Source organism: Ruegeria sp. ABM4_193 (assembly GCF_056158705.1).
Map to the genome: position 1 here is coordinate 442,907 of NZ_JBSWTT010000003.1, position 25,803 is coordinate 468,709.

Genomic DNA, 25,803 nt, shown 5'->3' on the forward strand with positions numbered 1-25,803 from the left:
AAAAATTTCTCCCCCCAAACTTGGCTTTTAGGCTACGCTGATCAGAGCCTTTTCTTGAACGCTCAATTTCGTGACTTTTCCTTTAAAAGTGGGAGTAAAATGCTCCGGAACGCGCCACGGGTTCCATTTCAAACTTCCTTGCGCAGAGACCCAGTCTAAAAGTTCCTCTAAGGCTTTGGCTTTCGAAAGGAACTCGTCGAATTTCTTCGGGTCATTTTCAAAGGTCTGAAACCTTGGACCGTCTGATCGATAAGCGGCTTCAAGGTGGCAAGTATTGCGAAACCGGCTGAAAGCCTTTCTCACTTGTTCAGAGACCGAGCTTTCCAATCTGGCGCCTTGTTCCTCCAGCAATGGTCGTGTAATCAGCTTAACCGCTTTGCCCAAAGTTGGCGTTACGCCGTTGAGATAGAGTCGCGCGATCTCGCGCACCACCATTGCAGCGTATCTACGCTCGGACATGTTAGATCTTACGAACTTTCTTTCGATTATTGCGTCCAAAGGGTTCAATTCAATGCTACTGTTATCCGAGATTTCTGACATGTGCCGGTAGGCCTCCCAAATGGTGCTCTCTTTTTCGTCGTCTGGAGCGCCCATTCGAACCAAAACAAAGAGATCTGGGCGAGAGATCCATTCGCCGTTTCCGTTGTACAAGGGAAGATAACGACGATCCTGATTCATGCAGTGGCCAATTTTATGATTGTATCTGTATTGTCAGTGAGGTGGGACGCCCAGCGCTCCAGCAGCACACGACGTTGGTCGAGAAAGTCGGTTCGCCGATAGGCGCGTTCGACAGAACTGCCCACAACGTGACCAAGCATGGTTTCTGCAACTTCGTGACGCGCATTGGTTGCCTCTGCCAACCACACGCGGAGACTTGAACGAAATCCGTGCGGACGGGCGCTCATGCCACGACGCTCCATCAATCGCGACATCGTAGCGTCCGAGATCACCCCTTTCCGAATACTCGGAAACAGATAGCCGTCGCGAGCATGTCGCCGCGCGTCTCCAAGGACATGAAGCGCTTCATTCGAAAGCGGAACACGGAACTCAACGGTAGCGCCCTCGCGCCCTTTCATCTGTTCCGCCGGAATAGTCCAGATATCACCGTCAATCTGCTCTTCCCTCAAATACCGTATTGGCCGTGACCGTACTCCGGTCAAAATTAGAAGTTTCAGAGCGAGGTGGGTGACTGTACCTTCGTCCAAGCTTTTGTAGAACTCAGGCACTTCACTCCATGCAAGCGACGGAATGTTGGTGGTGGCCTTACGTGGTTTGCCAAGCAATGCACGTGCCTTCCTGGGGGCCTGCAAGTCAACATCAATGCCCAGCGCGGCTGCATGCTTCAGACAAATAGATGTCCGTGTCAACGCCTTCCGAGCAGTCTCGGCTTTCTCATGCCAGATAGGCGCAAGGCAATCCCGCAGATCGATCTGAGTAATTTCAGCAACCGGCACATGACCAAGTTTGGGTATGACGTGTAACTCCAGCGGGCTAAACCAACGCCCCGCCTTTCCGCCACCCCGCAACTCAGACTTCCGCGCTTCAAACGCGTCCCGAGCGATGTCTCTAAACAGATGCAAATTGCGCTGGGCTTCCACACGCCGCTTTTGCCTCTCTCTAATCGGGTCTCGGCCTTCTCGCAATTCGCGTCGTGCTGCGTCAGCTGTTTCCCGGGCTTCCGCCAAGCCAACATCCGGCCACCGCCCGAGGCCCATTTCCCGTCGCTTACCGAAAACCGTCAGTCTAAGAACCCATTTACCGCTTTTGGAATCTGCCTTCACAAGCCAGAGCCCTGCGCCATCGCAGTGCTTTCCGCTCTCCAATGCAAGAACGCCGCGCGCGCTCAATTTGTTCTTCGCCATATAGCGCTCCACCAGCCCACCTATTGGTCCACCCCTAGGTATGGTATGTGCTGCCGTTAGTCGAGATCAATTGAGACCGAGTGAAGGAGATAAGTTAAGCTTTTCCAGACATTTAATCTCTGCATGAGATTTTCTGAGATACCTAGGTATAGGGTTTCAATGCCCTCCAGCAGCACCATTCCCAAAAAAGCAAAAAATTTGACGGTGCTGAGCGCGGTGAAACCTGTGTTTTCCTGCAGGCTCACGACCTCTCATGAGAGATCCGAAGATCGAAATTAAGGCAAAGATTAAGGAATGTGGGCACAAGAAACTCATCGATGACAAGTTCTGGTAATAGTTATGCCAATATCGCTATCTATTACTGCATCATCCTGTCGATCTGTTGACTAGTCCGGTTTTAATGAGGGGGTATCTCGGCAGGGTTAGGGGGATGCCCGCTCTGGTCCGTTTTGGACCGGGTAAGTGCGGCATCCCCTGCCGTATCGAACAGCAGAATTCTTACGTAAACGGTACTCAGTCAATCTTGTTGCGCTGCTCGTGCGGTGTGACGCCAAAGCTGGACCGGTACACACGCGAAAAATGGCCGGGGTTTTCGAACCCGCAGGCAATTGCGATCTCAGTGACCGAGGCCTCGGTTTGCAGCAGCAGCTTCTGAGCCCGCTCCAACCGCATCTCCATAAAATACTTCTTGGGTGACGTATTCAGATACTTCCCGAACAACCTTTCAAGCTGCCGAGTGGAAATTCCAAGCTCTTCGGCAATGAAGGACGGCGAGACGGGGGTTTCTATACTGTCCTGCATGATGTTGATCGCCTTGGCGAGATGCGCGTTACGCATGCCATTGCGTGATTGCAGCGATACCCGCTGTTTCGCCGTTGCATTGCGCACCGCATTGTAAACCATCTGATCGGCCACATCGATTGCCAGCTCTTCGCCATGGTCACGCTCGATCAGGTGAAGCATCAAATCTGCCGTCGCAGTACCACCGGACGCGGTAATGTGCTTTTCGTCAGCCACAAACACGCTGCGGACCAGATTAACTTCGGGAAACGCTTCCATGAAAGCGTCATGGTATTCCCAGTGGATCGCAGCCTGCATACCGTCCAAAAAACCGGCCTCGGCCAACACCCAGGCACCTGAGCAAAGAGCCCCGATCGGTGTGCCGCGGGCGCGTTCGCGTCGCAGGGTAGCCAGCAAAGGGCGCGTGACATGCTTGCGCATATGGATACCCGACAGAACAAAAAGCTGGTCACATTTGGTCAGGCTTTCCAGCCCGGAGTGCACCAATGTGACTGATCCGTTGGAACACACCGCTTGTTCGCCCTGCTCGGACACGAAGTTCCAGCTATAAAGGTCTTCCCCGCTTACAAGGTTTGCAATGCGCAGCGGTTCGACCGCGCATGAGAATGCGAGGTGCGAGAACTCTTCAACCAAGACAAATGTGATGTGCCGCGTTTTTGGCATGAGTTGTACCGTTTTGAAATTGGGGCAGCGCCCAAATGTGAGTCTATTTTGCAGGCGCCCATGCTGCACGAAAATTTTTTGTATACAAGTTGTATTTTCTTGGAATACATAGCAATCACCGCACACGATTCGAGCGCAGCGCAAAAAGAACGGATTCAGGGAATGAAAGACGAAGCCAAATCGCGTAAAGCCGCGTTACAAGAGCATCTGAAAACATCCATCCTGACGCTGCGCCTGCAGCCAGGCACAGATCTGGATGAAGCGCATTTGTCCGACGAATTTGGTCTGTCACGCACACCGCTGCGCGAGGTCTTCAGGCAATTGGCCGGAGAAGGCTATCTTGACCTGCGAACAAACCGCAGCGCACGGGTATCCGAGATGTCGTATACCACGCTGCGTGATTTCTTTCTTGCTGCCCCAATGGTGTACGGCGCAATCCTGCGTCTGGCGGCGGTGAATGCTAGCCCTGCTCAAATCGACGCCCTTAAAGACGCACAGCAAGCGTTCAAAACGGCGCTGCGCAAGGGCTCTGGCGAAGACCGAGCACTGGCCAACAACCGTTTTCACGATGTGACCGGCGAAATGTCCGGTAATGTCTACCTTCTGCCGTCGTTCAACCGACTGCTGATCGATCACGCAAGGATCGGCATGACCTTTTACCGCCCGCAAAGCGGTGAAATGTCGGAAAACCTGTCTCTTGCCAGCCAACAGCATGACGCGATCATCGCAGCCATCGAAGCGCGAGATGAAGCCGCTGCTGCGAAGCTAGCCGAAGATCACTGGAACCTGTCACGCGATCAAATTGAAATGTTCGTGATGCCTGACGCGCTGGATGTCCCAATGGGCGTCCCGCCCCTTTCGAAACCTGCATGAGGACGGAATGAACCCGATTTTCAAGTTTGAGGGTATCTATACCCCTGTGGTCACGCCCTATCACAACGATAGCAGCGTAAATTGGGACGCCCTGTCGGACGTGATCGAATACCTGATCGAGAACGGAGTGCATGGTCTGATCTCCGGCGGATCGACCGGTGAAAACTATGCCCAGACCGTGGAAGAACGGCTGGAGCTGGCCAAATTCACTCATGAGAAGCTGAATGGCAAACTGCCGTTGGTGGTTGGCACAGGCGCGATGCTAACGTCGGACTCGATTGCTTTGGCATCGGGCGCACGTGAGATTGGCGCAGATGCGATCCTGCTGGCCAGCCCGCCCTACTCGGTGCCGACCGACCGGGAAAATGCGCTGAACGCGTTAGCCATCGACAAGGCCGCCGATCTGCCCGTGATGCTGTACAACTATCCCCACCGCACCGGCACGATGATGGGAGAGGAGTTCCTTGACCGTGTAGGCCGCAGCCGAAACTTCTGCGGCATCAAGGAAAGCTCGGGCGATATTAACAGGGTGCACCTGTTGGCGCGGGACTATCCTCACATCCAGCTGGGCTGCGGTATGGACGACCAGGCGCTAGAGTTCTTCGCCTGGGGCGCACCGTTCTGGGTCTGTGGCGGGTCGAACTTCCTGCCTGCCGAGCATGTGGCGCTTTACAATGCCTGCGTGATTGAGGGGAATTTCTCCAAAGGTCGGCGGATCATGTCCGCGATGATGCCGCTGATGCGGGTACTGGAACAGGGTGGAAAGTTCATCCAGACCATCAAGCATGGCGTGACTATGAACGGGATCGATGCGGGCGCCATGCGGCCTCCGCTGAAGGGTCTGAACAAAGACGACAAACGCGCGTTGGAACAGGTGACGCGTGTGCTCAAGAAGACAATCGCTGACATTGTGGCTGAGGGGTAAGAGACATGGATCTGCTGACACAGGACGAATACAAATCCATCGCCGCAGGCTTGACGCTGCCCACTGGCGCTTTCATCGACGGTGCATTCCGTCCCGCGATTTCGGGTGAGACCTTTGAGACAGTGAACCCAGCCACTGGTGGCAAACTGGCGGATATCGCGTCTTGCGGCGCAGCGGATGTGGACTTTGCTGTCGAAAAGGCGCGCGAGGCGTTTGACGATGGCCGTTGGTCCAAGCTTCATCCGAGCGAACGCAAAGATGTGCTGATCCGGTTGTGCAAACTGATGACCCGCAATGCGCGCGAACTGGCGGTGATGGAAAGCATCGACAGCGGTAAGACCATCTTTGATTGCGAAACCGTGGACGTGCCCGAGACGATCCACTGCCTGAAATGGCACGCCGAGGCGATTGACAAGATTTACGATCAAGTCTCGCCCGCCAGCGACGATCACATCGCCATGGTGGTGCGCGAACCAATTGGCGTTGTCGGCCTAGTGCTGCCCTGGAACTTCCCGCTGCTGATGCTGGCGTGGAAAATCGGGCCTGCTCTAGCGGCAGGTTGCTCGGTCGTAGTGAAACCAGCGGCTGAGACCACGCTGACCGCCCTGCGTATGGCCGAGCTGGCGATGGAGGCTGGGTTGCCGCGCGGCGTTCTGAACATCGTTCCCGGCGGCGGCGCAGACGTCGGTGAACCCATCGGGCGGCATATGGATATAGACATGGTGTCTTTCACCGGATCGACCGTGACCGGCAAACGCTTCCTGACTTATTCCGCCGAAAGCAACGCCAAAGAAGTGGTGCTGGAGATGGGCGGTAAAAACCCGGCCATCGTCATGGATGACGCTGAAAACCTCGACCGAGTGGCCGCGCATGTCGTCAACGGCGCGTTCTGGAACATGGGCGAGAACTGCTCGGCCTCGTCGCGTCTGATCGTGCACAAGGATGTAAAGGCAGAGTTGCTGGAGCGCATCGCGCATCATGCCAAACAGTGGAATATCGGCGACCCGCTGGACCCGGAAACCCGCATGGGCGCGCTGGTGAGCGAAGGGCATTACAACAAGGTCTGCGGTTATCTGGATCAGGCCGAGAACGTGGTGATCGGCGGTAAAGCCGACAAAGGCTTTGTCGAGGCTACGGTGGTCGAAGTACCCGGCAATGACGCCACGCTGGCGCGGGAGGAGATCTTTGGCCCGGTTCTGTCGGTGATCGAAGTGTCAGGCTTTGACGAAGCCATCAAGATCGCCAATGACACCGATTATGGCCTGTGTGCCTCGATCTTCACGGCCAATGCCAAGCGTGCCATACGCGGTGCGCGGGCCATTCGGGCGGGCACTGTGACGGTCAACAGCTTTGGCGAAGGCGACATCACCACGCCATTTGGCGGCTACAAGCAGTCTGGCTTTGGCGGTCGTGACAATTCTGTCCACGCCCATGATCAGTACACCCAGTTGAAAACCATCTGGATCGATCTGGCCGACGACGCAGACGAGGCCGTGGATTGACGCGGTTCGAGGCCAAAAGACTACCCCGGCAGACGGGTCCGGCGGGATGGAATGCCATCCTGCCGCCTCAGACACCTTTGCCGGAGCTGGACAAGGACCTGACCGCCGACATCACCATTGTCGGCGGTGGGTTTGCCGGGCTCAGCACCGCGCGGCGTCTTCATCAACTGGATCCGTCACTCAAGATCGTTCTCCTGGAAGCGGGCCGATTTGCGGATGGTTCTGCGGGGCGGAACTCGGGCTTCATGATCGACCTGCCCCATGATCTGGCCTCGGACAACTACGCGGGCGATGCGTTAGAGGCAGATCGTGCTGCCATTGCGTTGAACCGCAAGGCCATAGCTTTTGCGACCGACGTAGCCTCGGAACGTGCTCTGCCGCAAGAGATGTTCGACCCTTGCGGTAAGTACAATGCCGCTGCCACCAGGGCGGGCGACGCGCATAACCGAGAATTCGCTCAGCACCTGACGAAACTGGGCGAGCCACATACGCTCTATGACCAGCAGCAGATGCAAGAGATCACGGGCAGCCCACACTACACCTCGGGGCTTTACGCGCCGGGTACAGTGATGATCCAGCCCGCAGCCTATGTGCGGGCGCTTTCAGCCCAATTGGCTGAACGAATTGACGTGTTCGAGAACTCGCCCGTTACCAGTTTCGAAAAGCAGGGCGCAGGCTGGGTGGTCAACACCGCCAAAGCCAGGGTCAGCACCGGGAGTATCATTCTGGCCAATAACGGCCATCTCGAAAGCTTTGGTTTCTACCAACGACGATTGATGCATATCTGCCTTTACGCCTCGATCTCGACCCCGCTGACCGAGGCACAGATCAAGACGCTAGGCGGTCAATCGCGCTGGTCGGTAACACCGGCCGATCCGATGGGCACATCGGTACGGCGCATTTCCGGCAGCTACGGCGATCGCATCCTGATCCGCACCGGTTCCAGCTTTCATCCAACGATCGAAACCAGCGCGACGCGGATGCGCAGTGCTGGCCGGGTACATGACCGCAAGTTCAAGGAACGTTTCCCGCACCTGCCAGGCGTCAAGATGGAGCACCGCTGGGCCGGAATGCTCTGCCTTAGCCGAAATGGGTCCGCAGCGTTTGGTGAGCTTGAAAACGGCGTATTTTCGGCCTGCTGTCAAAATGGTCTTGGCATAGCCCGAGGGACCCTGCAGGGCATGGGTATCGCGGAACTGGTGATGCAGGGCGGGTCAGAAATCGCAGATCACTTTCTAGCTCAGCCGGACCTTCCCAGATTACCGCCCGAGCCATTCGCCTCGCTTGGGGCAAACAGCTACCTGTTCTGGAAAGAATGGCGATCCGGCAAGGAATGATGTGTCGGCGTCAGGGCAAGCTGAGCTTGGCCATACGCCCGCCATCCACCGTGTAAACCTGCCCGGTGATAAAACCCGCATCTGCTGACGCCAGAAAGGCGACGAGCGCTGCAACCTCTTCGGATTGCCCGGTCCGGGCCACAGGGTGGATTTTGGCAACGTCACGACGAAATGCAGCGGGATCGGGCATGGATTCAATGAAATCCTCGTTCAGATCGGTATCGATCCATCCGGGTGCCACGGCATTGCAGCGAATACCTTCAGCCCCGTGATCCACGGCGACGGCGCGGGTCAGACCATGCAGACCCGCTTTGGTCGCGCAATAAGCCGCGTGACCGGGATTGCTGCCCAAACCTTCAATAGACCCGGTGTTGACGATGCTGCCACGGGTTTGACGCAGATGTGGCAGCGCGGCTTTGATCATCAGGAACGGAGCGGTCAGGTTGACCTTCAGATTGCGGTGCCAATCCTCAAGGCTCATGTCTTCGACCAAGGCTTCCTGCATCATACCCGCGTTGTTGACCAACACATCCAGGCGCCCAGCATCGGAAATCACTTCACTGACTACCTGTGCAGGGCTGGCGGGGTCGGTGAAATCCGCTGCCATGCCTTGAAACTCGCTGTCTTCTCCTCGTTGCGCGGTAAAGACCTGTGCGCCCTCATCCCGCAACCGACGGGCAATGGCCTGACCGATGCCACTGCGCCCGCCTGTGACCAGCGCCACTTTTCCCTCGAACCGCTTCATGAAACGGGCTTCCCACCGTTGACTTCAACCAGTGTACCGCAAACATAACGCGACGCGTCCGAGACGAGGAACATGATGACGTCGGCAATATCCTCGGGCTCGGCGATGCGGCCCAGCGGCACGGTTTGGCCCAGCTCGGCCACGGCCGTATCTGGATCAAAGCCGCGCTTTTCAAATCCTGAGCGCAGCATAGGCGTATTCACCTCATTCGGGCATACAGCGTTGATGCGGATACCCTGATGGGCGTGATCCATTCCCATACATTGGGTCAGGGACGCAATGGCCGCTTTGGTCATGCAATAAACGGCGTGATTGGGACCGGGGCGCAGCCCCCAACAAGACGCGGTGTTAACGATAGCGCCCCCTCCTGTTTCAGCCATGATCGGGATCGCCGCGCGACAGATACGAAACGGGGCTTCGACATTGACGCCCAGTGACAACGACCAATCCGCATCCGACGTGTCAGTGACAGACCCGCGCGTGATGACACCTGCGTTGTTGATCACGATATCGAGCCCGCCCAGCGCAGACGCCGCGGCCTTGGGCAATTGGTCTGCATAGTCTGGATCAAGCAGATCGCCGGGCATATACGCCTCGGCCTCAATGCCATCGATCGACCGGTCCGCAACCGCGACCCGCGCCCCGACTTCGCGCAAACGGTGAACGATTGACGCCCCGATGCCGCCAGCCGCACCAGTGACCAAAGCCGATTTTCCATTCAGGTTCATGAGATCATCCACAGTTAGAACGACGCAACAGGGGTGCCGAATTGACCTTCATCAGGCACCACACCCAGCCCCGGCCCGTTTGGTAACGCAATATGTCCGCCTTTGATCTGGATTCCATTTTCGGGATCATAGTTGCCTTCGATATAAGGCGCGGCAAGCCAGACGCCTTCCAGCAGATCGGGCCGAACCGTTGCACCGACATGAGTACAGGCAGCGGCGATGATATCCCCACCCCAACTGTCATCGCAGGTGTGCGGAAGGTTTCGGGCTTCGCAAATGTCGCGGAAAGCGCGCATGGGGTTCAACCCACCGATCCGAGTGACTTTCATCCCGAACCCATCGACCAGACCGGTCCCTGCTGCTGAGATCACAGTGTTCAGACTGGTGCTGTTTTCGTCCATGTAAATGCCGTGCGTGACCTGAGGCCGGATCTTCTGCAAATCCTCAATGGTGTTGCAGGGCTGTTCCATGATGAACGGAATTTCAGGGCATTCGCGGCTGACGCGCAAAGCGTCGCGCGTGGTCCAGCCCCGATTGCCATCCACAGCCAGACGTGTACCCGACCCTTTGACAACGTCCCAGACCTTGCGGATGGTTTCGATGTCGATCTCAACCGGGCGGCCCCCGACCTTGATCTGTAAACGCGGGTAGCCTTCGGCCATCTTTTCGGCGGCCAGACGGGCAATATCGTCCGGCGCACCAACGCCAGTGGCATAATAGGACGGCACCGTGTCCGTTGTTGCACCACCCAGCAGATCGCAGACAGGAAAGCCCAGATGTTTGCCCAACACATCATGAACTGCGATATCGATTGCTGCTTTGGCATAAGCGTGCCCGTTCAGCAGCCCATCCATCTGGCGATGCAAGGTTAGCGGAAGTGCTTCGGTTCCGATCAGGCCGGGGGCCATTTCGAGCAATGCAGCGCGGGCGCCTTTTGCGTGTGCCTCAGCATATGTCGGGCCAACCGGGCAAGTTTCGCCCCAACCCACCAGACCATTATCCGCAACAACTTTGACCAGAGTAGTATCCAGCGACCAAACCTGTGCGTTGGCCATAGTGTAGGGTCCGTTTTTAACCGGCAGGTCGTGGCTGTAGATATGGAGTTCGGCGATCTTCATGTTTCTCTGCTTGTCCTGAACGAAAAAAGGGCCCACCCGGATTGCGGGCGGGCCAGTACGGGGAGATTGCATCAGTAGGTCTGGTTCAACTCATCCGCTGCAGGGATTTCCCTTTCGCGGCGCGCGATATAGTCGAGAAGCGCCTCGTTTTTGGCTTCGTCCAGTTTTGGCTCTTGGTACTCGGCCAGCAGTTTTCGCGCGTGCTTTAAGGCGCGTTCTGTGATTTCCACTTCGCCCTCAGCCACCCATTGTTCGATCGAGTTGTTGTCAAAGAGTTCAGGCATAAAGAACGCCGTCTGGAAATTGTCCTGCGTGTGCGGATGGCCAAGGTAGTGACCACCAGGGCCTACATCCGGAACCGCCGCAAGCGCCTGATCGAAATCGTGCCATTTCGGACCTTCCGCCATGCGGTAAGCCATTGCGCATTGTTCCGCATCCACCACGAACTTGGCGACTGAACAGTGCATGCCCGCCTCATTCCAGCCTGCCGAATGCCAGATATAGTTGGCTCCGGCGTGGATAACAGCACTGAGCGTTGTGGCGGATTCGTATCCCGCTTGCGCGTCAAACGTCTTAGCCCCGCCCAACGTGTTCGAAGTGCGCCACGGCACGTCGTAATACCGCGCCATCTGACCGATCATGAAATTCATCAAGCTGATTTCAGGCGTTCCCGCCATGGGCGCACCGGATTTCATCGACACGGTCGACAGGTAGTGCCCCCAGATCGCAGGTGCACCCTTGCGGATCACCTGTGTGTAGGCCAGCGCCGACAACGCCTCGGCTGTCAGCTGCGCTACGGTCGCGGGCACCGACGCGGGTGTGTTCGCACCACCCAAAACGAAGGGCGAGCACAAAACCGGCTGGTTGCGTCGGCTAAAGGCACGCATCGCGCCCAGCATGGTTTCATCCCACACCAGAGGGCTGTTGCCGTTGCAGTTGCCGGTGGTGACAGGATGGTCGTCGATAAAGCCTTCACCAAACAGGATATCGCACATATCCATCACATCCTCGGCATTCTTGGGCGAGGTGGTCATGCCCATGAAAGTTTTGTCCGAATATTTCATCGACGAATAGGTGATGCGCAGGTGCCGCTGGCTGATCGGGTGATCATAAGGCTCGACAATATGGTGAGCCGAGCTGTGCAGCGCAGGCATCATGTGCGAAAGCTTATGGAACATCGCCAGATCATCCAGCGTCGGGTTCCGGCGCACGTCATCCAGATCGCGCAGGAAAGGCGCGCCGGTCATCGGAACAAAGATCGAATGCTTGCCACCCAGCGCAAGGTTCTTTTGCGGGTCGCGCGCATGATAGGTGAACTGCGCCGGGATCGTCGAGATCAGCTCGCGCACCATGTTGCGGTCCAGATAGACCAACTCTCCGACAACCTTGGCACCGGCTTTCTTCCAGTCTTCCAGCGCGATGGGGTCACGGAATTGAACGCCGACATTTTCCAGAATGTCCATTGCGGCGTTGTCGATCCGTTCGACCTGGCTTCCGTCCATGACTTCGCAAACGGGAATGCCTCGGGTCAGGCCCGGCAGCATGGCAAAGTTCGGAGCGGTACGTTGGGCGCGGCGGGCAGAGCGTCCACCGGACCGCGCAGCTGTGCGAGTAGTCAAAGGGCAATCCTCCAATTTTCACACAAATTGGCGGATTCGCAGGGCGATTACCTCTCTGATTGCGATATGTGCTTGCAGGAAGCGACACGGGTCACATCCCGGGATTATCGTGCGCACGCAGCGCAAGTGAACCTTTGGTTACCTTTCGTTAAGTAACCTGCTTCACTGTCAAACAGGTGCATACATCTGCAACACGTACCCGTATGTTTGTTTCAGGAGGGGCGCAGAAATGCACCACATGACGGAAATGCTGATCATCGGCGCCGGTTTTTCAGGGCTGACCATGGCGCTTGAGGCCCGCAAACGTGGCCTCTCCGATATTGCGATTCTGGAAAAGGCCGATGATATCGGCGGCACGTGGCGCGAAAATACCTATCCCGGCGTGGCCTGTGATGTGCCCTCGCACCTTTATTCCATGGCCACCCATCCGAACCCGCACTGGAGCCGTGCTTATGCCGGGGGTGCCGAAATTCAGGCCTACCTAAAAGACGTCGCGCGACAAGAGGGGCTTTATGATCTGTGCCATTTCGGGCGTGAACTGAAGTCGGCCAGATGGGATGGCGGCCGCTGGCACGTTGAAACCGTTGATGGGGATCTATGGTCGGCCCGGTTTCTGGTCTCTGCAATTGGGGCCTTGCATCATCCGAGTATTCCGAATCTTCCGGACGCAGAAAGTTTTCCCGGCCCCAGTTTTCACTCGGCCCAATGGGACCACCAAGTGGATCTGACGGACAAAGAGATTGCAGTTATAGGCACCGGGGCGTCGGCTGTGCAATTCGTGCCTGAAATTGTCAAACTCGCACGCCATGTCACCATCTTTCAGCGCAGCGCGCCATACGTGATGCCGCGTCCGGATGGCCCGATCGCGCCGTGGTTACGCAAGCTATACGCCCGCATTCCTTTGTTGCCACGTATCAGACGCAAGCTGATTTTCATGTTTTTTGAGTTCCGTCACCGCGTGTTCCGGGGCGAAGAGCGGGCGATGAATTTTGCTCTGAAGATGTGGCGAAAATCGCTGGAAACCGCGATCACCGACCCAGAGGAACGGCGCGTTCTGACACCCGACTACCAGATCGGCTGTAAACGCATTCTCAGCTCGAATGACTGGTACCCGACGCTCGCCCGCGACAATGTCAGCGTTGTCCCGCAGGGCGTTGCCCATATCGACGGGGATAAAATCATAGCATTGGACGGGACTGAGATCCGGGCTGATGTGCTGATCTGGGGCACCGGCTTTCACGTGACCAATGTGGTTGAGCGGCTGGACATCACGGGCTCTGAGGGACTGACACTGCGCAAGGCATGGGCAAACGGCATGAACGCTCATCTGGGCACATCGGTCGCAGGATTTCCCAATTTCTTTGTTTTGCTGGGTCCGCATACAGGTTTGGGCCACAACTCGGTCGTGCTGATGATCGAGGCGCAGGTCGAGCATATCGGCCGACTCCTAAGCGAGATGAAGCGCAAAGGGTTTTCCGCTATCACACCTGACGAGACGAAACAGGCGGGTTTTACGCAGGAAATGGCGGATCGTCATGCCGACAGCGTCTGGCAGTCCGGGGGTTGCACCTCGTGGTACATTGATGCGGACGGTAGAAACACGACTCTTTGGCCGGGAACTGTTGGCGAATTTCAAAAACTCATGGCACAGTCAGGGCTGGAGCAATACATTCCCGTTGGACCCGGAGATAGCTAAATGACAATTGTTCTAAGCCTGATCGCAGCTTTTATCGCCTTTCTTCTGGCCATGGCTTTGTGGACCCGAAAGATAATGCGCCAGGGTCTGAAAACCGTGCCACAGCTGGGTCAGATTGTGCCCGTTCAGGGCGGCAGCATTCACTTTGTGGAAAAGGGCGATCCCAACGCACAAACCATTGTCATGATTCACGGCCTCGCCGGGCAGTTACAGCACTTCACGTATGCGCTGGTGGATCAACTGTCCGAGGAATATCACGTCATAGCGCTGGATCGGCCTGGATGCGGGTACTCGACACGAGACAAGGCAGAACTGGCACATTTACCGCAACAAGCCGCAATGATTGCCGAATTTCTGGAGACCAAAGGCGTGGATCAAGCCGTACTGGTGGGGCACTCGCTGGGAGGCGCGGTGTCGCTGGCACTGGCTTTGGATCATCCCCAGCGGGTGTCCGGCCTGGCTTTGTTGGCCCCGCTGACGCACAGGCTGCCCGAAACGCCGGTGATCTTCAAACCGCTCGAGATCCGGACAGAATGGCTCCGCAGCCTGATCGCCAACACGATCGCTGTGCCCATGGCCTCAAAAACAGCACCACACAGTCTGGGCGTGGCCTTTGGGCCGGAAACCCCACCGGATGACTTTCTGGACCGTGCAGGTGGCGCGCTTGGGCTGCGCCCTTCGGCATTTGTCACCGCCTCGCAGGATGTTATAGGGTTGGATGCCAGCTGCGATGCACAAGTGGCCAGGTATCCCGAGCTGTCTGTGCCGGGGGGTATCCTCTATGGCCGTCAGGACGCGCTCCTGTCTCCGGCGTTTCACGGCCCTCCGATGACCAAATATGGCCTGAGTTACGAAGAACTGGACGGGCTGGGTCATATGATTCTGATTACAGAACCGGAAACATGCGCTGCGTTTATCCGCAGGATTGTAGAAACAACGACAGTCCCTCGTACGTCCATGCAGAATGCGGTGCCAGAAGCCTTGAAAGAAATCCCCGGTTAGGGTGATTTCCCTCTTGACCCTCCCCGGCCCCTCGCTTACATCGCCTCTCACTCAAGGCGGAGTAGCTCAGTTGGTTAGAGCAGCGGAATCATAATCCGCGTGTCGGGGGTTCAAGTCCCTCCTCCGCTACCAAAATTCCTCAAAACAATAAGCTGATTTTGAAAAAAATCAGAGATGTATTTGAGATCTTCCTACCATCTTTCCAGCCGGTTTGCGTTTCAAGCGCCATTTTGGAGAAAATGTGGGGGCAATTTATTCCGATATCGCGTCATTTAGGGTATGCAACCTGACTACGAAACCGACTTACACATTGGCCTTATGCGCCCTCTAAGCGAGAGAGTCGCCAGAGAAATCGCACTGCTTTCTCTGTGTGCGCGAAGTCCGAAACCCAATTCACCGCACATATCGATTTATTTTTATGTTTAGATGACGGAAAGATACTCAGAGTTCACCAACGATATTGGCCAAGAGGTACAACTCAATGGCATACCGCGTTCTTCGAGAACCATTTCTTCATTTCCTTCTGATGGGTGCGGGAATCTTCGTGCTGTTCGCACTGGTCGGAAGCAACGAACCTGACTCCGAAGCGATTGATATCACCCAAACCGATATCGAAGCATTGGAACGGCAGTTTGAAGCCATTTGGAGGCGCAAGCCCGACGGCGAAGAGTTGGATGCGCTGATTACCAATCTGGTCCTTGAAGAAGTCCTGGTGCGCGAGGCGCGCGCCTTGCGTATGGACGAACAAGACCCGATCGTCCGCAATCGCCTGCGTCAGAAGATGGAGTTTATTGCAACTTCGGCCGCAGGTGCGGCATCGCCAACACAAGAGGATCTGCAGGAGGTTTATCGCGCCCATTCGGAGGAGTTTCGAACTCCGTCTCAGATTGCGTTTGAACAGGTGGTTCTTGATCCCGCATTTGCTGCGCAGGCCGAAACCACTTTGATCGCGCTGAATGATGGACGCAAGCCTGAGGGGTTGAGGAATCTGACCCTCCTGCCCTCAGAAGTACCGCTCGCTCCGACTGTTCGTATAGACGGCGTGTTCGGAACTGGATTTGCGACAGCGCTGGAACAGCTTCCGGATGGCCTTTGGGCAGGTCCGGTACAATCCGGCTATGGGCTGCACCTGGTGCGGGTGACTGACAGAACGCCAGCCGAACTTCCCGATCTGGCAGATGTTGAAGACAAAGTGCTGGCCAAGTGGCGGGAAATTAACCAGTCAGAGGTCAGAGACGCGTTCGTGCAGGGATTGCAGGACAAGTACCAGATCACTGTCAATAATGACCTGCGGGCGGTCAACTGATGCTGCGCCACATTGCGTTCATTCTGGGTCTTGGCGTGCTGACCATCTTTCAGGCGACAGCTGTACATGCCCACGCTCTTGAACCGGGTTATCTTGAGATCACCGAAACCGGCCCAGAAAGCTATCGCATATTCTGGCGAAAACCGGATGTGCAGGGGCAACCGATGGCGATTGGCGTCAGCTTGCCCGAGCAGTGCGAAGTTGCCCATCCCCCTGCCCCGTATTTCGATGGCGCGGCCTGGGTGTCGAGTTGGGAGACCACTTGCGGCGGCGGGATCGCTGGGTCGAACCTTGCAATTCCCGGCCTTGAACACACGCAAGCGGATGTTTTGGTACGGGTGCACCTGTTGGAGTCGCTCGCGACCAGCGCACGCCTGACGCCGACAGAAACCACATTCCTCATCCCTGCCGAAACCACCCGCCTGTCGGTGCTGGTGACCTATGTGGAATTGGGGACAGAACATATCCTTGAAGGGTTCGATCACCTGTTATTCGTTTTCGCCCTGCTTTTTCTGATCCGGGACGTCTGGCGTCTGATCGGAGCAATCACCGCATTTACAGTTGCCCATAGCATCACACTGGCCTTGGCGTCGCTTGGGTTGCTTCACGTGCCTGCTCCGCCAGTTGAAGCCGTCATTGCATTGTCGATCGTGTTTCTGGCGGTCGAAATCGCCAAGCGAAACCACGACACACTGCGCCTGTCTGAACGATGGCCCTGGATCGTGTCATTCTCGTTCGGGCTGTTGCACGGTCTGGGCTTCGCAGGTGCTCTTAGCGAGATTGGTTTGCCTCAAGGCGATATTTTTGTGGCACTCCTTGGCTTCAATATCGGTGTCGAGATTGGCCAATTGCTGTTTGTTGGTGTTGTTTTGACACTTGGCATTCTATGCACACGGCTTGTTCCTGCCGCAGCCCGCATCCAAACCGAACAAAAGGGCTTGGCTGATACGATTGTCAGCTACGCGATTGGTGCAATCGCATCTTATTGGCTAGTGGAGCGTGTTGTAGGATTTTGGACGTAGACAATGGAACACAGCAGCCCGTCAATTTCGGGACCCAATTTTGCCGTGGGTTAATCTGTGGCTTTAGTGTCCAAGACAAATCTCAGCCGTCACCACGCAGAAGCCAACCACCGCCATAACAAGCACCAAGTGCTGCTATCATCCAATTTACGGCAAGGTTATGCTGCGGTTTACGCGGGTCGCTTGATGAGTTTGCGTAACCCCGCCAGCTTCGACACGGACTGACAGTTTTTCCGTCCCACTGAATTTTTTGAAATAGGCAAAATCAATTCTGTCCAGCAAGCTCATGTCCTGACATTGGACAACATAGTCCGCCTGAAACTCCGCGTGACCCTCGCTGGCGGATTTTCCAGAGGCCACATCGACCTGATCCGCAATGTCGTGTGTGAGGATGACATTGGCGGATGCGGTGAAACATCCTGCTTCTTCCGGGACAACAAACAGGTCCAAGGGCTCGGACAATTCAGAAATCGCGATAGCGACTTGCGTACGTTCGTCATCATTGGACACCGGAGCTTCAAATCCCACGATGTCCACGCTGGGCACACTGAGCTTCAACGAAAACCCTGTCTCAGTCAGGACGACGTCCAACTGACCTGTGCCACGTTGATGCGGCGTTGTCACCTGCGTTGCTTGCGCTGCAAGAGCTGCAGGAAACAGGAACATGGCCAGGACTGCACACTTCATTAACCAAACCGCCACAAACAGAATCACAACGCTGATTCTAGCGCGAATCAACTGCGGTGCAATTGCAACGGCCTGTTCCGACCCCACCAGATATGGGGAGTTTAGCTGCGCTGCGCTTAGAATTTATTTCCGACAATAAAACTCAGATTGACTTTACTGAGTAATTCACTCAGTTATTCAGGTGCAATGTGAGTGGGCCGTTCCCGCACAATCAGACAAGAAAGTACCAATTCCATGACCAAATTGTTTTTAGCCGCCAGCGCTTTGACACTTTGCGCAGCAACCGCAGCGTTCGCCGGTAACGCACCCGCCAAGGCAGATGTACTGGAAAACTACGCCAATATTGCTGAAGCAAAATTTGATGACAGCCTGATCGCAGCCAAACGCCTCCAAACAGCCGTTGATGCGCTGATCGCAGATCCTTCGGAGGCCACACTGAACGCAGCCCGCGCCGCCTGGATCGCTGCACGCGTGCCCTATCAACAGACCGAGGTTTACCGCTTTGGCAACGCCATCGTTGATGAGTGGGAAGGCAAAGTGAATGCGTGGCCGCTGGACGAAGGTCTGATCGATTATGTCGACGCAGCCTATGGCGGTGCCACTGACGAGAACGAATTTGCCGTATTGAACGTCATCGCCAACCCGAGTTTCGAGTTGTCAGGCGCGTCCATTGACGCCGGCGAAATCACCCCCGAACTGCTGAGCGAAACGCTGCACGAGGCAGATGGAATCGAAGCCAACGTGGCCACAGGCTATCACGCGATCGAGTTCCTGTTGTGGGGGCAGGATATGAATGGCCACGGCGCAGGTGCAGGCAACCGCCCGGCCACCGACTATGTGCAGGGCGATGACTGCACTGGCGGCAATTGTGACCGTCGCGCCCAATACCTGAGTGCTGCGACCAACCTGTTGGTCAGTGACCTGGCCTGGATGGCAGATCAGTGGAAGGAAGGCGGAGCAGCCCGTGCCGCCCTGATGGAGAACGAGGCCGCAGGCGTCAGTGCAATCCTGACCGGCATGGGGTCACTGTCTTACGGTGAGCAGGCAGGTGAACGGATGCGTCTGGGGCTTATGCTGAACGATCCCGAAGAAGAGCATGACTGCTTCTCGGACAATACACACAACAGCCATTACTATGATGGTCTGGGCATTCAGAACGTCTATCTGGGCAGTTACACTCGCATCGACGGCACCCCGGTTTCGGGCGCGTCCCTGTCGGATCTGGTTATCGCAACCGACCCGGCGCTGGACACCGAGATGAAGGCGAAACTGGCCGCAACCATGCAAGCCTTGGGCAAGATAAAATCGACTGCGGAAGCAGGGTTTGCTTATGACCAGATGCTGGAGCGCGGCAATAAAGGTGGCGAGGCCCTGATCATGGGTGGCGTCAACGGTCTGGTCGATCAAACCAAAACCATCGAACGCATCGTAACAGCACTTGAACTGGACGGGATCGCGTTTGAAGGGTCCGACAGCCTGGATAACCCCAACGCCGTTTTCCAATAACCCCCGAGCGGGCCGGGAAGATCAGCCTCCTGGCCCGTATCCCTACCTGATCGCCTGAAAAAACCCGAGCCAACGACAATGATTGTCTGCCACTGCACCAACATCTCTGATCATGATATTCGTGCCGCCATTGACTGGATGCGCACGGCGGACCCACAGACCATTATTACCCCCGGCAAAATCTATCATGCCCTTGGAAAGTCGGCGGATTGTGGCGGGTGCATGCCTCTTTTCCTAGACACAATGCGGGCAAGCGATAATCTGGAAGTCCCCACACAACTGCGTGCCTTACGCGCAGCAGTAACTCAGGAGAAAGCAGATGAAGGGCGATCCAAAGGTCATCGAATACCTCAACAAATCTCTGCGGCATGAGCTGACCGCAGTCAGTCAGTACTGGTTGCATTACCGGCTGCAAGAGGATTGGGGCCTTGGCCATATGGCCAAGAAAAGCCGCGAGGAAAGCATCGAAGAAATGCAGCACGCGGACAAGCTGATCGAGCGGATCATCTTTTTGGAAGGCCACCCCAACCTGCAGAAACTGGACCCGCTGCGCATTGGGCAAACGCCCAAGGAAACACTGGAATGTGACCTTGCTGCCGAACTGGACGCGCGCGCGCTTTATGCCGAGGCACGCGATCACTGCCGCGAAGTGGGCGACTATGTCTCAATGTCGCTGTTCGAAGGATTGATAGCGGATGAAGAAGGCCATATCGACTTCCTCGAAACGCAGCTCGACCTGTACGAAAGGATCGGCGAAGCAAATTATGCGCACCTCAACGCGTCAAAAATGGACGAAGGCGAGTAGCCTTTTTGCCCTGATGGTGGCCGCTTTTGCGGCCGCCCCTGCCCTGTCTGCAGATCTTGAGGATCTGCATCTGAACATCACCCCCCGAACCGCGGATGAACGCGCCCGCATCGCCGTCGTCACGGCCCTACCGCAGGACTTCAGCGCGCCGCAGCCGTTTGAAGAGCTCTCTGCCGGGGCCGCGACTGTACGCGTGCGCAATAAAGCAGATGCGTTTTCACAGCCCTCCGGCAATCTGAGCTTCGATCAGGAGCTGGACTTTAAAGTCGGCAATGGTTTGTTCAAAAAAATCTGGGTATCGTCGCCGTCCTCCACGCTGGCCTCTGACGGGTTGGGGCCGCTGTTCAACGCACGATCCTGCCAACGCTGCCATATCAAGGATGGGCGCGGGCATACCCCGAACGGACCTGAAGACAAGGCGATATCCATGTTCCTTCGGATCTCAATCCCCGGGGCGCTAGAAGATGGTCCTGCAGGAATTGAAGATTACATCGCAACCCTGCCGGATCCCAACTATGGCGGACAGATGCAGGACTTTGCGTTGGCAGGGCATCCGGCAGAATACCGACTGGATATCGCGTACAAGGAAATCCCTGTAGAGTTGTCAGAGGGTGATACCGCATCACTGCGCCACCCGACCTATCAGGCTGCCGATCTGGGCTATGGGCCGCTGCACCCCAACGCGATGCTGAGCCCTCGGGTCGCACCTCAGATGATCGGGCTAGGTCTGTTAGAGGCGATCCCGGTTCAAGATCTGCTGGCCAAAGCTGATCCTGACGACATGGATGGCGATGGTGTCTCAGGACGCCCAAATATCGTCTGGTCCGTCGAATATGGGGCACCTATGATGGGGCGGTTCGGACACAAAGCCGGCATGCCCAATATAATGGAGCAATCGGCAGCGGCTTTCGCGGGGGATATCGGCATATCCAACCCGCTCTATCCCGCACCACAGGGCGATTGCACCGAATTGCAGGTGAACTGCGTTGAAGCTCCGCATGGCGACAGAGACGTACGCGGATTCGAGATTGATCAGCAAGGCATGGATCTGGTCGCCTTCTACAGCCGCAATCTGGGCGTGCCCGGTCGCCGGGATGTAGACAGCCCCGAAGTGCTGCGTGGCAAGGAAGTGTTCCACGTCACGGGCTGCGTTTCCTGTCATACGCCGTCGCATGTCACCCATCGCATGGAAGACCGGCCCGAGCACAGTTTTCAGCTGATCTGGCCCTATACCGACCTGCTGTTGCATGACATGGGCGACGGTCTGGTAGACAATCGACCCGAGGCCCGTGCAACGGGTCGCGAATGGCGCACTCCGCCTTTGTGGGGCATTGGTCTGACCCAGCGTGTATCGGGCCACACACAATTCCTGCATGACGGACGGGCGCGTAATCTGCTAGAGGCGATCTTGTGGCATGGCGGTGAGGCACAGGCTGCGCGCGACACCGTTGTTTCGATGCCCAAGTCAGACCGCGATGCCTTGATCCGTTTTCTGGAAAGCCTTTGACCCATGCGTTATCTGCCCCTCATCGCTGCTTTGATCATACCCGTCGCTGCACAGGCGCAGGATCGCGCGCCAATCCTGATGGATGTGACCGAAACGCATATCCTGCCCCGCTTCGACAAGTTACCCGAGACAACCGGCGCACTCGTCAGTGCGGCCTTGGTAGATTGCACCCCGACCTCGCCCGCCTTGCGTGCCGCATATGATGACGCCTTTGACAGCTGGATTTCCGCCAGCCATCTGCGATTTGGCCCAACCGAGGTCGATGACCGCGCATTTGCGCTGGCTTTCTGGCCTGATACGAAAGGGTTCACCGCGAAGGCGTTGTCACAGCATATCGCGACCGAGGATGAAGCAGTGCAAAGCCCCGAAGCTTATTCCGAGACGTCCATCGCGGGGCGCGGGTTCTTTGCGTTGGAACGGATGTTGTACGATCCCACGTTTGCCGATCAGGGCAGTGCAGAATACCGCTGCGATCTTATTCAGGCGATCACGGCGGACATAGACGCCAACGCTCAAGCCATAACAGAAGGCTGGCAAAGCTACGCGCCCAGCCTGACCCAACCCGGAGACAACAGCCCGTATCGGACACAGGACGAAGCCCTGCAGGAGCTGTTCAAAGCCCTGTCTGCAGGGCTTGAGTTTACTGCCGATACACGACTGGGCCGCCCCTTGGGCACATTCGACCGGCCGCGTCCCAACCGGGCCGAAGCCCGCCGATCCGAGCGCTCCTTGCGTCACGTGGAACTTTCGCTGAATGCCCTGCGCGATCTGGCGGCGCGTTTGTCCTTCGATTATCCCGAAATCGCAGCCGATCTGGACGCCGCCTTTGCCCGCGCAATCGAGAACGCCCAATCCATTGACGATCCCGCGCTGGCCGGTGTCGCTGACCCACAGGCCCGGTTTCGCATCGAGGCCCTGCAACAATCCATTCGGGATATCCGCGGTATTGCCTCCACCGAACTGGGTCCAACTCTGGGGATCAGCGCAGGTTTCAATTCGCTGGACGGGGATTGATCTGTGCCCTCACGTCGCCATTTTCTGGCCGGCCTGGCCGCGACAACCCTGTCTCCGATCCAGGGATGGGCGAGTGTCGGTGCTCCTGACTTTCTGGCCGCAGGGCTTTTTCCCGATGGCTCGTACCGGTTGGCGGGTTTGGATGAACAAGGCGGAACCTTGTTTACTGTGCCCCTGCCCGCTCGCGGACACGCAGCCGCAGCGCACCCGTTCAAGGCACAGGCTGTCGCCTTTGCCCGCCGCCCCGGAACATTTGCCATAGTCGTTGACTGCGCCAACGGCGCGCAGATGGCACAGCTTACCGCCCCAGAAGGTCGCCATTTCTATGGCCACGGCACATTCTCGGCGGACGGCACGGTTTTTTTCGCGACCGAGAACGACTATGAGGCCGGGGCAGGTCGCATCAGCATCTGGGATGCGGAAAGCTATGAACGTATAGGTGAATTCTCCTCAGGCGGCATCGGTCCGCACGACATACGCCTGATGCCCGATGGGCAAACTCTTGTGATCGCCAATGGTGGGATCGAAACACATCCCGAAACCGGGCGTACAAAGCTGAACCTGCCGGTAATGGCCCCTAACCTGACCTATCTCAGCCTGTCCGGCACTGTTTTGGATCAGGTTTCGCTGCCTCAAGATCTGCATAAGAACTCAATTCGACATCTGGCCGTTCGGGATGACGGGCTTGTAGGTTTTGCGATGCAGTGGCAAGGCAGCAGCGCCAAGCATCCGCCCCTGCTGGGCCTGCACCGTCGGGGTGAAAATCCTCGTCTGCTGACGGCCCCCGACAAGGATCAAAGCGCGCTGCAAGGCTATGCGGGCAGCATCGCCTTTGCATCCGATGGTGCGACCATTGCAATCACTTGCCCGCGCGGCAACACATTGCATCAGTTCGAAACAGCCAGAGGGGCCTTGACGAACGCCTTTGCGTTAGAGGATGTGTGCGGCTTGGGCGCAGGGACGGACGGGTTGGTCTTTACCACCGGAACCGGCTTGTTTGGCGTATTGAACGGTACTTCGCCTGCGATCCGTGCCCATAAGAAGTGCCAGTGGGACAATCATTTGATCCCGATCCGCCGCATCGCGTAAAACTCGGTTTTCACTGTCACATAGTTTACACTTGGAAGAATCAAACTGCTGCCGTATTGGCGGGCGCGAAACTGGCACCCCTACATTAAGGACCGACTTGATTGAAACAGACGCCCGACGCACCGCATTCCATCTACGGGGTTGAGAAATGGGGCAAAGGCCTCATTGAGGTGACGAAGCAGGGCGAGATCGGTCTGCGCAATCCAATGGCGCCCGAGGCTGAAGCAATCAGCCTGCCGGGCATCCTGAGCGATCTGGATGACCGGGGCATCAAAGCGCCGATAGTTCTGCGGGTAACTTCTTATCTGGAACATGAAATCGCGCATCTGAACGAAAGTTTCCACGATGCCATCGCACGCGTGGGGTACACGGGTTCCTATCGCGGTGTCTTCCCGATCAAGGTAAACCAGCAAGCGCAGGTGGTCGACCGGATCGTCGAGTTCGGTAAGAAGTACAACTATGGCCTCGAGGCCGGGTCCAAGCCTGAACTGGTGGTAGCCCTTGCGCATCGACTGGCGTCTGAAGCGCTGATCGTCTGCAACGGTGTCAAGGATGCCGAGTTCATCCAGCTGGCGATCCTGTCTCGTAAGATTGGTTTCAACACAGTCATCGTTTTGGAAAGCCCGAAAGAGGCAGACACGGTGATCAAGGTCTACAACGAACTGGGCATCGAACCCCTGATCGGTGTCCGGGTCAAACTGACCAACCAGATCAGCGGCAAATGGGAAGAAAGCTCGGGTGACCGGTCTGCCTTTGGCATGAATACGGATCAACTGGTCGCTACGGTGGACAAGCTGAAAGAAGCCGGGTTGTTGCACTGTTTGAAACTGCAACACTCGCATCTGGGCAGCCAGGTGCAGGACGTCAACGATGTCCGCCGTGCTGTGGGCGAAGCCTGCCGATATTACACCGAGTTGACCCGTGAGGGCGTGCCGCTGACCCATCTCGACCTGGGCGGAGGTATGGGCGTGGACTACACCGGTGAGAAAAAGGCCGCCGAAAACTCGATCAACTACACGGTCGAAGAATACTGCGCAAACGTCGTCGAAACAGTGGCCTACGCGATGGATGAGGCCGAGATTGCCCACCCCACGCTGGTCACCGAAAGCGGGCGTGCGGTTGTTGCGACGTCCTCGATGCTTGTGTTCAACGTGCTCGAAAGCACCCTCTACGACGCGCCCAACGGCCCCGAGGTCGAAGCGGACGATCACCATCTGGTCTCAGACCTCGCCGCCGTGCATGGCTATTTGTCCAGCGATCGCCTGCAGGAGTGTTGGAACGACGCCACCTTCTACCGCAACGAATTGCGCGCCCTGTTTCGCCGCGGCTATGTCGACCTGCGGCAGATGGCGCGTGCCGAACGTATCTACCTGTCGCTGATGGCCCGCCTCAAGGCGCTGGCCGCTTCTGACGAACTGGACAGGGATGTGGACGAGCAGCTTGAGAAAGTTGCCGATATATACCACTGCAACTTCTCGCTGTTCCAATCCCTTCCAGACGTCTGGGCCATCGACCAACTCCATCCCATCGTACCGCTTCAGGGCCTGAACCAGACACCCGACCGCCGCGCAGTCCTGTCCGACATTACTTGTGACAGCGACGGCAAGATCGACCGCTTCATCCTGGCCGACGGCGTCTCACCCAGCCTGCCGGTGCATTCGCTGCCTGAAGACGACGAATATTTCATGGGAGTTTTCTTCGTCGGCGCCTACCAGGAAACACTGGGCGATCTGCACAACTTGTTCGGCGACACCAACGTCGTCACCATCGACCTGCGCGCCGATGGTGGCTTTGACCTGCTGCACGAACAAGAGGGCGACACCATCAGTCAGGTCCTGTCTTACGTCGAATTCGATCCGACCGATTGCGTCGCCGCTTTCCGCAAAATGGTGGACGAGGCAATCTCGACCGGTACTCTGAAAGCCAAAGACCGCAAAACCCTGATGAGCGCCTATCGCGACTCGATCAACGGCTACACCTATTACGAATAACCCCC

24 protein-coding genes and 1 tRNA gene are annotated in these 25,803 nt (G+C 56.8%); 16 read left to right on the forward strand and 9 right to left on the reverse strand.

Features of this window, described 5'->3' with window-relative positions; all coding sequences use genetic code 11:
- Positions 1–27: 27 nt before the first annotated feature.
- From ACXADZ_RS20300 to ACXADZ_RS20315, 4 genes are all read right to left on the reverse strand, one after another.
- Complete coding sequence (locus tag ACXADZ_RS20300; protein WP_475199362.1) at positions 28–678, reverse strand: hypothetical protein; 651 nt, start codon at positions 676–678, stop codon at positions 28–30.
- The gene (locus tag ACXADZ_RS20305; protein WP_475199365.1) at positions 675–1,862 is read right to left on the reverse strand and encodes a tyrosine-type recombinase/integrase; all 1,188 of its coding nucleotides are present in this window, start codon (positions 1,860–1,862) and stop codon (positions 675–677) included. Before ACXADZ_RS20305 ends, ACXADZ_RS20300 begins: the two co-directional genes overlap by 4 nt.
- Before the next feature lie 56 nt (positions 1,863–1,918).
- On the reverse strand, positions 1,919–2,107 hold the full coding sequence (locus tag ACXADZ_RS20310; protein WP_475199367.1) for a hypothetical protein: 189 nt from the start codon (positions 2,105–2,107) through the stop codon (positions 1,919–1,921).
- Positions 2,108–2,375: 268 nt separating this feature from the next.
- Positions 2,376–3,326, reverse strand: a complete 951-nt coding sequence (locus ACXADZ_RS20315; protein WP_475199369.1) for a GlxA family transcriptional regulator — start codon at positions 3,324–3,326, stop codon at positions 2,376–2,378.
- Between the two features lie 162 nt (positions 3,327–3,488).
- Between ACXADZ_RS20315 and ACXADZ_RS20320 the strand changes: the two genes are divergently transcribed.
- The 4 genes from ACXADZ_RS20320 to ACXADZ_RS20335 are packed head-to-tail and all read left to right on the forward strand — an operon-like array spanning position 3,489 to position 7,963.
- Positions 3,489–4,199: a GntR family transcriptional regulator gene (locus ACXADZ_RS20320; protein ID WP_475199372.1), complete on the forward strand. Its 711-nt coding sequence runs from the start codon at positions 3,489–3,491 to the stop codon at positions 4,197–4,199.
- A gap of 7 nt (positions 4,200–4,206) precedes the next feature.
- Positions 4,207–5,124, forward strand: a complete 918-nt coding sequence (locus ACXADZ_RS20325) for a dihydrodipicolinate synthase family protein (RefSeq protein ID WP_475199376.1) — start codon at positions 4,207–4,209, stop codon at positions 5,122–5,124.
- 5 nt (positions 5,125–5,129) lie between these two features.
- Positions 5,130–6,626 (forward strand): aldehyde dehydrogenase, encoded by a 1,497-nt coding sequence (locus ACXADZ_RS20330; protein WP_475199379.1) that lies wholly within the window; start codon positions 5,130–5,132, stop codon positions 6,624–6,626.
- A complete protein-coding gene (locus ACXADZ_RS20335) occupies positions 6,623–7,963 on the forward strand; it encodes an NAD(P)/FAD-dependent oxidoreductase (protein WP_475199382.1) in 1,341 nt (446 codons plus the stop codon). The genes ACXADZ_RS20330 and ACXADZ_RS20335 overlap by 4 nt, the downstream gene beginning before the upstream one ends.
- A gap of 10 nt (positions 7,964–7,973) precedes the next feature.
- Here the strand turns inward: ACXADZ_RS20335 and ACXADZ_RS20340 are convergent, their stop codons facing one another.
- The 4 genes from ACXADZ_RS20340 to ACXADZ_RS20355 form a co-directional block, all read right to left on the reverse strand.
- Positions 7,974–8,708 (reverse strand): SDR family NAD(P)-dependent oxidoreductase, encoded by a 735-nt coding sequence (locus ACXADZ_RS20340; RefSeq protein ID WP_475199384.1) that lies wholly within the window; start codon positions 8,706–8,708, stop codon positions 7,974–7,976.
- Positions 8,705–9,436, reverse strand: a complete 732-nt coding sequence (locus tag ACXADZ_RS20345) for an SDR family NAD(P)-dependent oxidoreductase (protein WP_475199386.1) — start codon at positions 9,434–9,436, stop codon at positions 8,705–8,707. The genes ACXADZ_RS20340 and ACXADZ_RS20345 overlap by 4 nt, the downstream gene beginning before the upstream one ends.
- Positions 9,437–9,450: 14 nt before the next feature.
- Entirely contained in the window at positions 9,451–10,554 is a 1,104-nt protein-coding gene (locus ACXADZ_RS20350; protein ID WP_475199388.1) for a mandelate racemase/muconate lactonizing enzyme family protein, read from the reverse strand.
- 71 nt (positions 10,555–10,625) lie between these two features.
- Entirely contained in the window at positions 10,626–12,173 is a 1,548-nt protein-coding gene (locus ACXADZ_RS20355; RefSeq protein WP_171091364.1) for a trimethylamine methyltransferase family protein, read from the reverse strand.
- A gap of 229 nt (positions 12,174–12,402) precedes the next feature.
- Here ACXADZ_RS20355 and ACXADZ_RS20360 point away from each other — a divergent pair, with 229 nt between their 5' ends.
- From ACXADZ_RS20360 to ACXADZ_RS20380, 5 genes are all read left to right on the forward strand, one after another.
- Positions 12,403–13,869, forward strand: a complete 1,467-nt coding sequence (locus ACXADZ_RS20360) for a flavin-containing monooxygenase (protein ID WP_475199392.1) — start codon at positions 12,403–12,405, stop codon at positions 13,867–13,869.
- Positions 13,870–14,871 (forward strand): alpha/beta fold hydrolase, encoded by a 1,002-nt coding sequence (locus ACXADZ_RS20365; RefSeq protein ID WP_171669551.1) that lies wholly within the window; start codon positions 13,870–13,872, stop codon positions 14,869–14,871.
- 55 nt (positions 14,872–14,926) lie between these two features.
- Positions 14,927–15,003 (forward strand) — tRNA-Met (locus ACXADZ_RS20370).
- 349 nt (positions 15,004–15,352) lie between these two features.
- The gene (locus ACXADZ_RS20375; RefSeq protein WP_171669549.1) at positions 15,353–16,177 is read left to right on the forward strand and encodes a peptidyl-prolyl cis-trans isomerase; all 825 of its coding nucleotides are present in this window, start codon (positions 15,353–15,355) and stop codon (positions 16,175–16,177) included.
- Entirely contained in the window at positions 16,177–17,199 is a 1,023-nt protein-coding gene (locus ACXADZ_RS20380) for a HupE/UreJ family protein (RefSeq protein WP_475199394.1), read from the forward strand. The genes ACXADZ_RS20375 and ACXADZ_RS20380 overlap by 1 nt, the downstream gene beginning before the upstream one ends.
- A 147-nt stretch (positions 17,200–17,346) precedes the next feature.
- On the opposite strand, the gene ACXADZ_RS20385 is transcribed toward ACXADZ_RS20380, so the two are convergent.
- Positions 17,347–17,886, reverse strand: a complete 540-nt coding sequence (locus tag ACXADZ_RS20385; RefSeq protein ID WP_475199395.1) for a ZrgA family zinc uptake protein — start codon at positions 17,884–17,886, stop codon at positions 17,347–17,349.
- A gap of 234 nt (positions 17,887–18,120) precedes the next feature.
- Here ACXADZ_RS20385 and ACXADZ_RS20390 point away from each other — a divergent pair, with 234 nt between their 5' ends.
- From ACXADZ_RS20390 to speA, 7 genes are all read left to right on the forward strand, one after another.
- Positions 18,121–19,392, forward strand: a complete 1,272-nt coding sequence (locus ACXADZ_RS20390; RefSeq protein WP_475199397.1) for an imelysin family protein — start codon at positions 18,121–18,123, stop codon at positions 19,390–19,392.
- A 78-nt stretch (positions 19,393–19,470) separates the two neighbouring features.
- Positions 19,471–19,764, forward strand: a complete 294-nt coding sequence (locus ACXADZ_RS20395; RefSeq protein ID WP_171188466.1) for a (2Fe-2S)-binding protein — start codon at positions 19,471–19,473, stop codon at positions 19,762–19,764.
- Positions 19,712–20,197, forward strand: a complete 486-nt coding sequence (gene bfr / locus ACXADZ_RS20400; RefSeq protein WP_171091394.1) for a bacterioferritin — start codon at positions 19,712–19,714, stop codon at positions 20,195–20,197. Before ACXADZ_RS20395 ends, bfr begins: the two co-directional genes overlap by 53 nt.
- A 13-nt stretch (positions 20,198–20,210) precedes the next feature.
- Complete coding sequence (locus ACXADZ_RS20405) at positions 20,211–21,704, forward strand: di-heme oxidoreductase family protein (protein ID WP_475200137.1); 1,494 nt, start codon at positions 20,211–20,213, stop codon at positions 21,702–21,704.
- A gap of 3 nt (positions 21,705–21,707) precedes the next feature.
- Entirely contained in the window at positions 21,708–22,718 is a 1,011-nt protein-coding gene (locus tag ACXADZ_RS20410; RefSeq protein ID WP_475199402.1) for an imelysin family protein, read from the forward strand.
- 3 nt (positions 22,719–22,721) lie between these two features.
- Positions 22,722–23,807, forward strand: coding sequence for a DUF1513 domain-containing protein (locus tag ACXADZ_RS20415; RefSeq protein WP_475199404.1), 1,086 nt, complete (start codon positions 22,722–22,724; stop codon positions 23,805–23,807).
- Between the two features lie 101 nt (positions 23,808–23,908).
- Positions 23,909–25,798, forward strand: a complete 1,890-nt coding sequence (gene speA / locus ACXADZ_RS20420) for a biosynthetic arginine decarboxylase (RefSeq protein ID WP_475199407.1) — start codon at positions 23,909–23,911, stop codon at positions 25,796–25,798.
- Positions 25,799–25,803: the final 5 nt, after the last annotated feature.

Bases quoted from the DNA above. Each gene is read 5' to 3' on its own strand.
- ACXADZ_RS20315 (WP_475199369.1), bottom strand. From the start codon at position 3,326: ATGCCAAAAACGCGGCACATCACATTTGTCTTGGTTGAAGAGTTCTCG.
- ACXADZ_RS20300 (WP_475199362.1), bottom strand. From the start codon at position 678: ATGAATCAGGATCGTCGTTATCTTCCCTTGTACAACGGAAACGGCGAA.
- ACXADZ_RS20330 (WP_475199379.1), top strand. From the start codon at position 5,130: ATGGATCTGCTGACACAGGACGAATACAAATCCATCGCCGCAGGCTTG.
- ACXADZ_RS20380 (WP_475199394.1), top strand. From the start codon at position 16,177: ATGCTGCGCCACATTGCGTTCATTCTGGGTCTTGGCGTGCTGACCATC.
- ACXADZ_RS20340 (WP_475199384.1), bottom strand. From the start codon at position 8,708: ATGAAGCGGTTCGAGGGAAAAGTGGCGCTGGTCACAGGCGGGCGCAGT.
- ACXADZ_RS20375 (WP_171669549.1), top strand. From the start codon at position 15,353: ATGGCATACCGCGTTCTTCGAGAACCATTTCTTCATTTCCTTCTGATG.
- ACXADZ_RS20350 (WP_475199388.1), bottom strand. From the start codon at position 10,554: ATGAAGATCGCCGAACTCCATATCTACAGCCACGACCTGCCGGTTAAA.
- ACXADZ_RS20395 (WP_171188466.1), top strand. From the start codon at position 19,471: ATGATTGTCTGCCACTGCACCAACATCTCTGATCATGATATTCGTGCC.
- ACXADZ_RS20360 (WP_475199392.1), top strand. From the start codon at position 12,403: ATGCACCACATGACGGAAATGCTGATCATCGGCGCCGGTTTTTCAGGG.
- ACXADZ_RS20365 (WP_171669551.1), top strand. From the start codon at position 13,870: ATGACAATTGTTCTAAGCCTGATCGCAGCTTTTATCGCCTTTCTTCTG.
- ACXADZ_RS20410 (WP_475199402.1), top strand. From the start codon at position 21,708: ATGCGTTATCTGCCCCTCATCGCTGCTTTGATCATACCCGTCGCTGCA.
- bfr (WP_171091394.1), top strand. From the start codon at position 19,712: ATGAAGGGCGATCCAAAGGTCATCGAATACCTCAACAAATCTCTGCGG.
- ACXADZ_RS20405 (WP_475200137.1), top strand. From the start codon at position 20,211: ATGGTGGCCGCTTTTGCGGCCGCCCCTGCCCTGTCTGCAGATCTTGAG.
- ACXADZ_RS20325 (WP_475199376.1), top strand. From the start codon at position 4,207: ATGAACCCGATTTTCAAGTTTGAGGGTATCTATACCCCTGTGGTCACG.
- ACXADZ_RS20320 (WP_475199372.1), top strand. From the start codon at position 3,489: ATGAAAGACGAAGCCAAATCGCGTAAAGCCGCGTTACAAGAGCATCTG.
- ACXADZ_RS20305 (WP_475199365.1), bottom strand. From the start codon at position 1,862: ATGGCGAAGAACAAATTGAGCGCGCGCGGCGTTCTTGCATTGGAGAGC.
- ACXADZ_RS20345 (WP_475199386.1), bottom strand. From the start codon at position 9,436: ATGAACCTGAATGGAAAATCGGCTTTGGTCACTGGTGCGGCTGGCGGC.
- ACXADZ_RS20385 (WP_475199395.1), bottom strand. From the start codon at position 17,886: ATGAAGTGTGCAGTCCTGGCCATGTTCCTGTTTCCTGCAGCTCTTGCA.
- ACXADZ_RS20390 (WP_475199397.1), top strand. From the start codon at position 18,121: ATGACCAAATTGTTTTTAGCCGCCAGCGCTTTGACACTTTGCGCAGCA.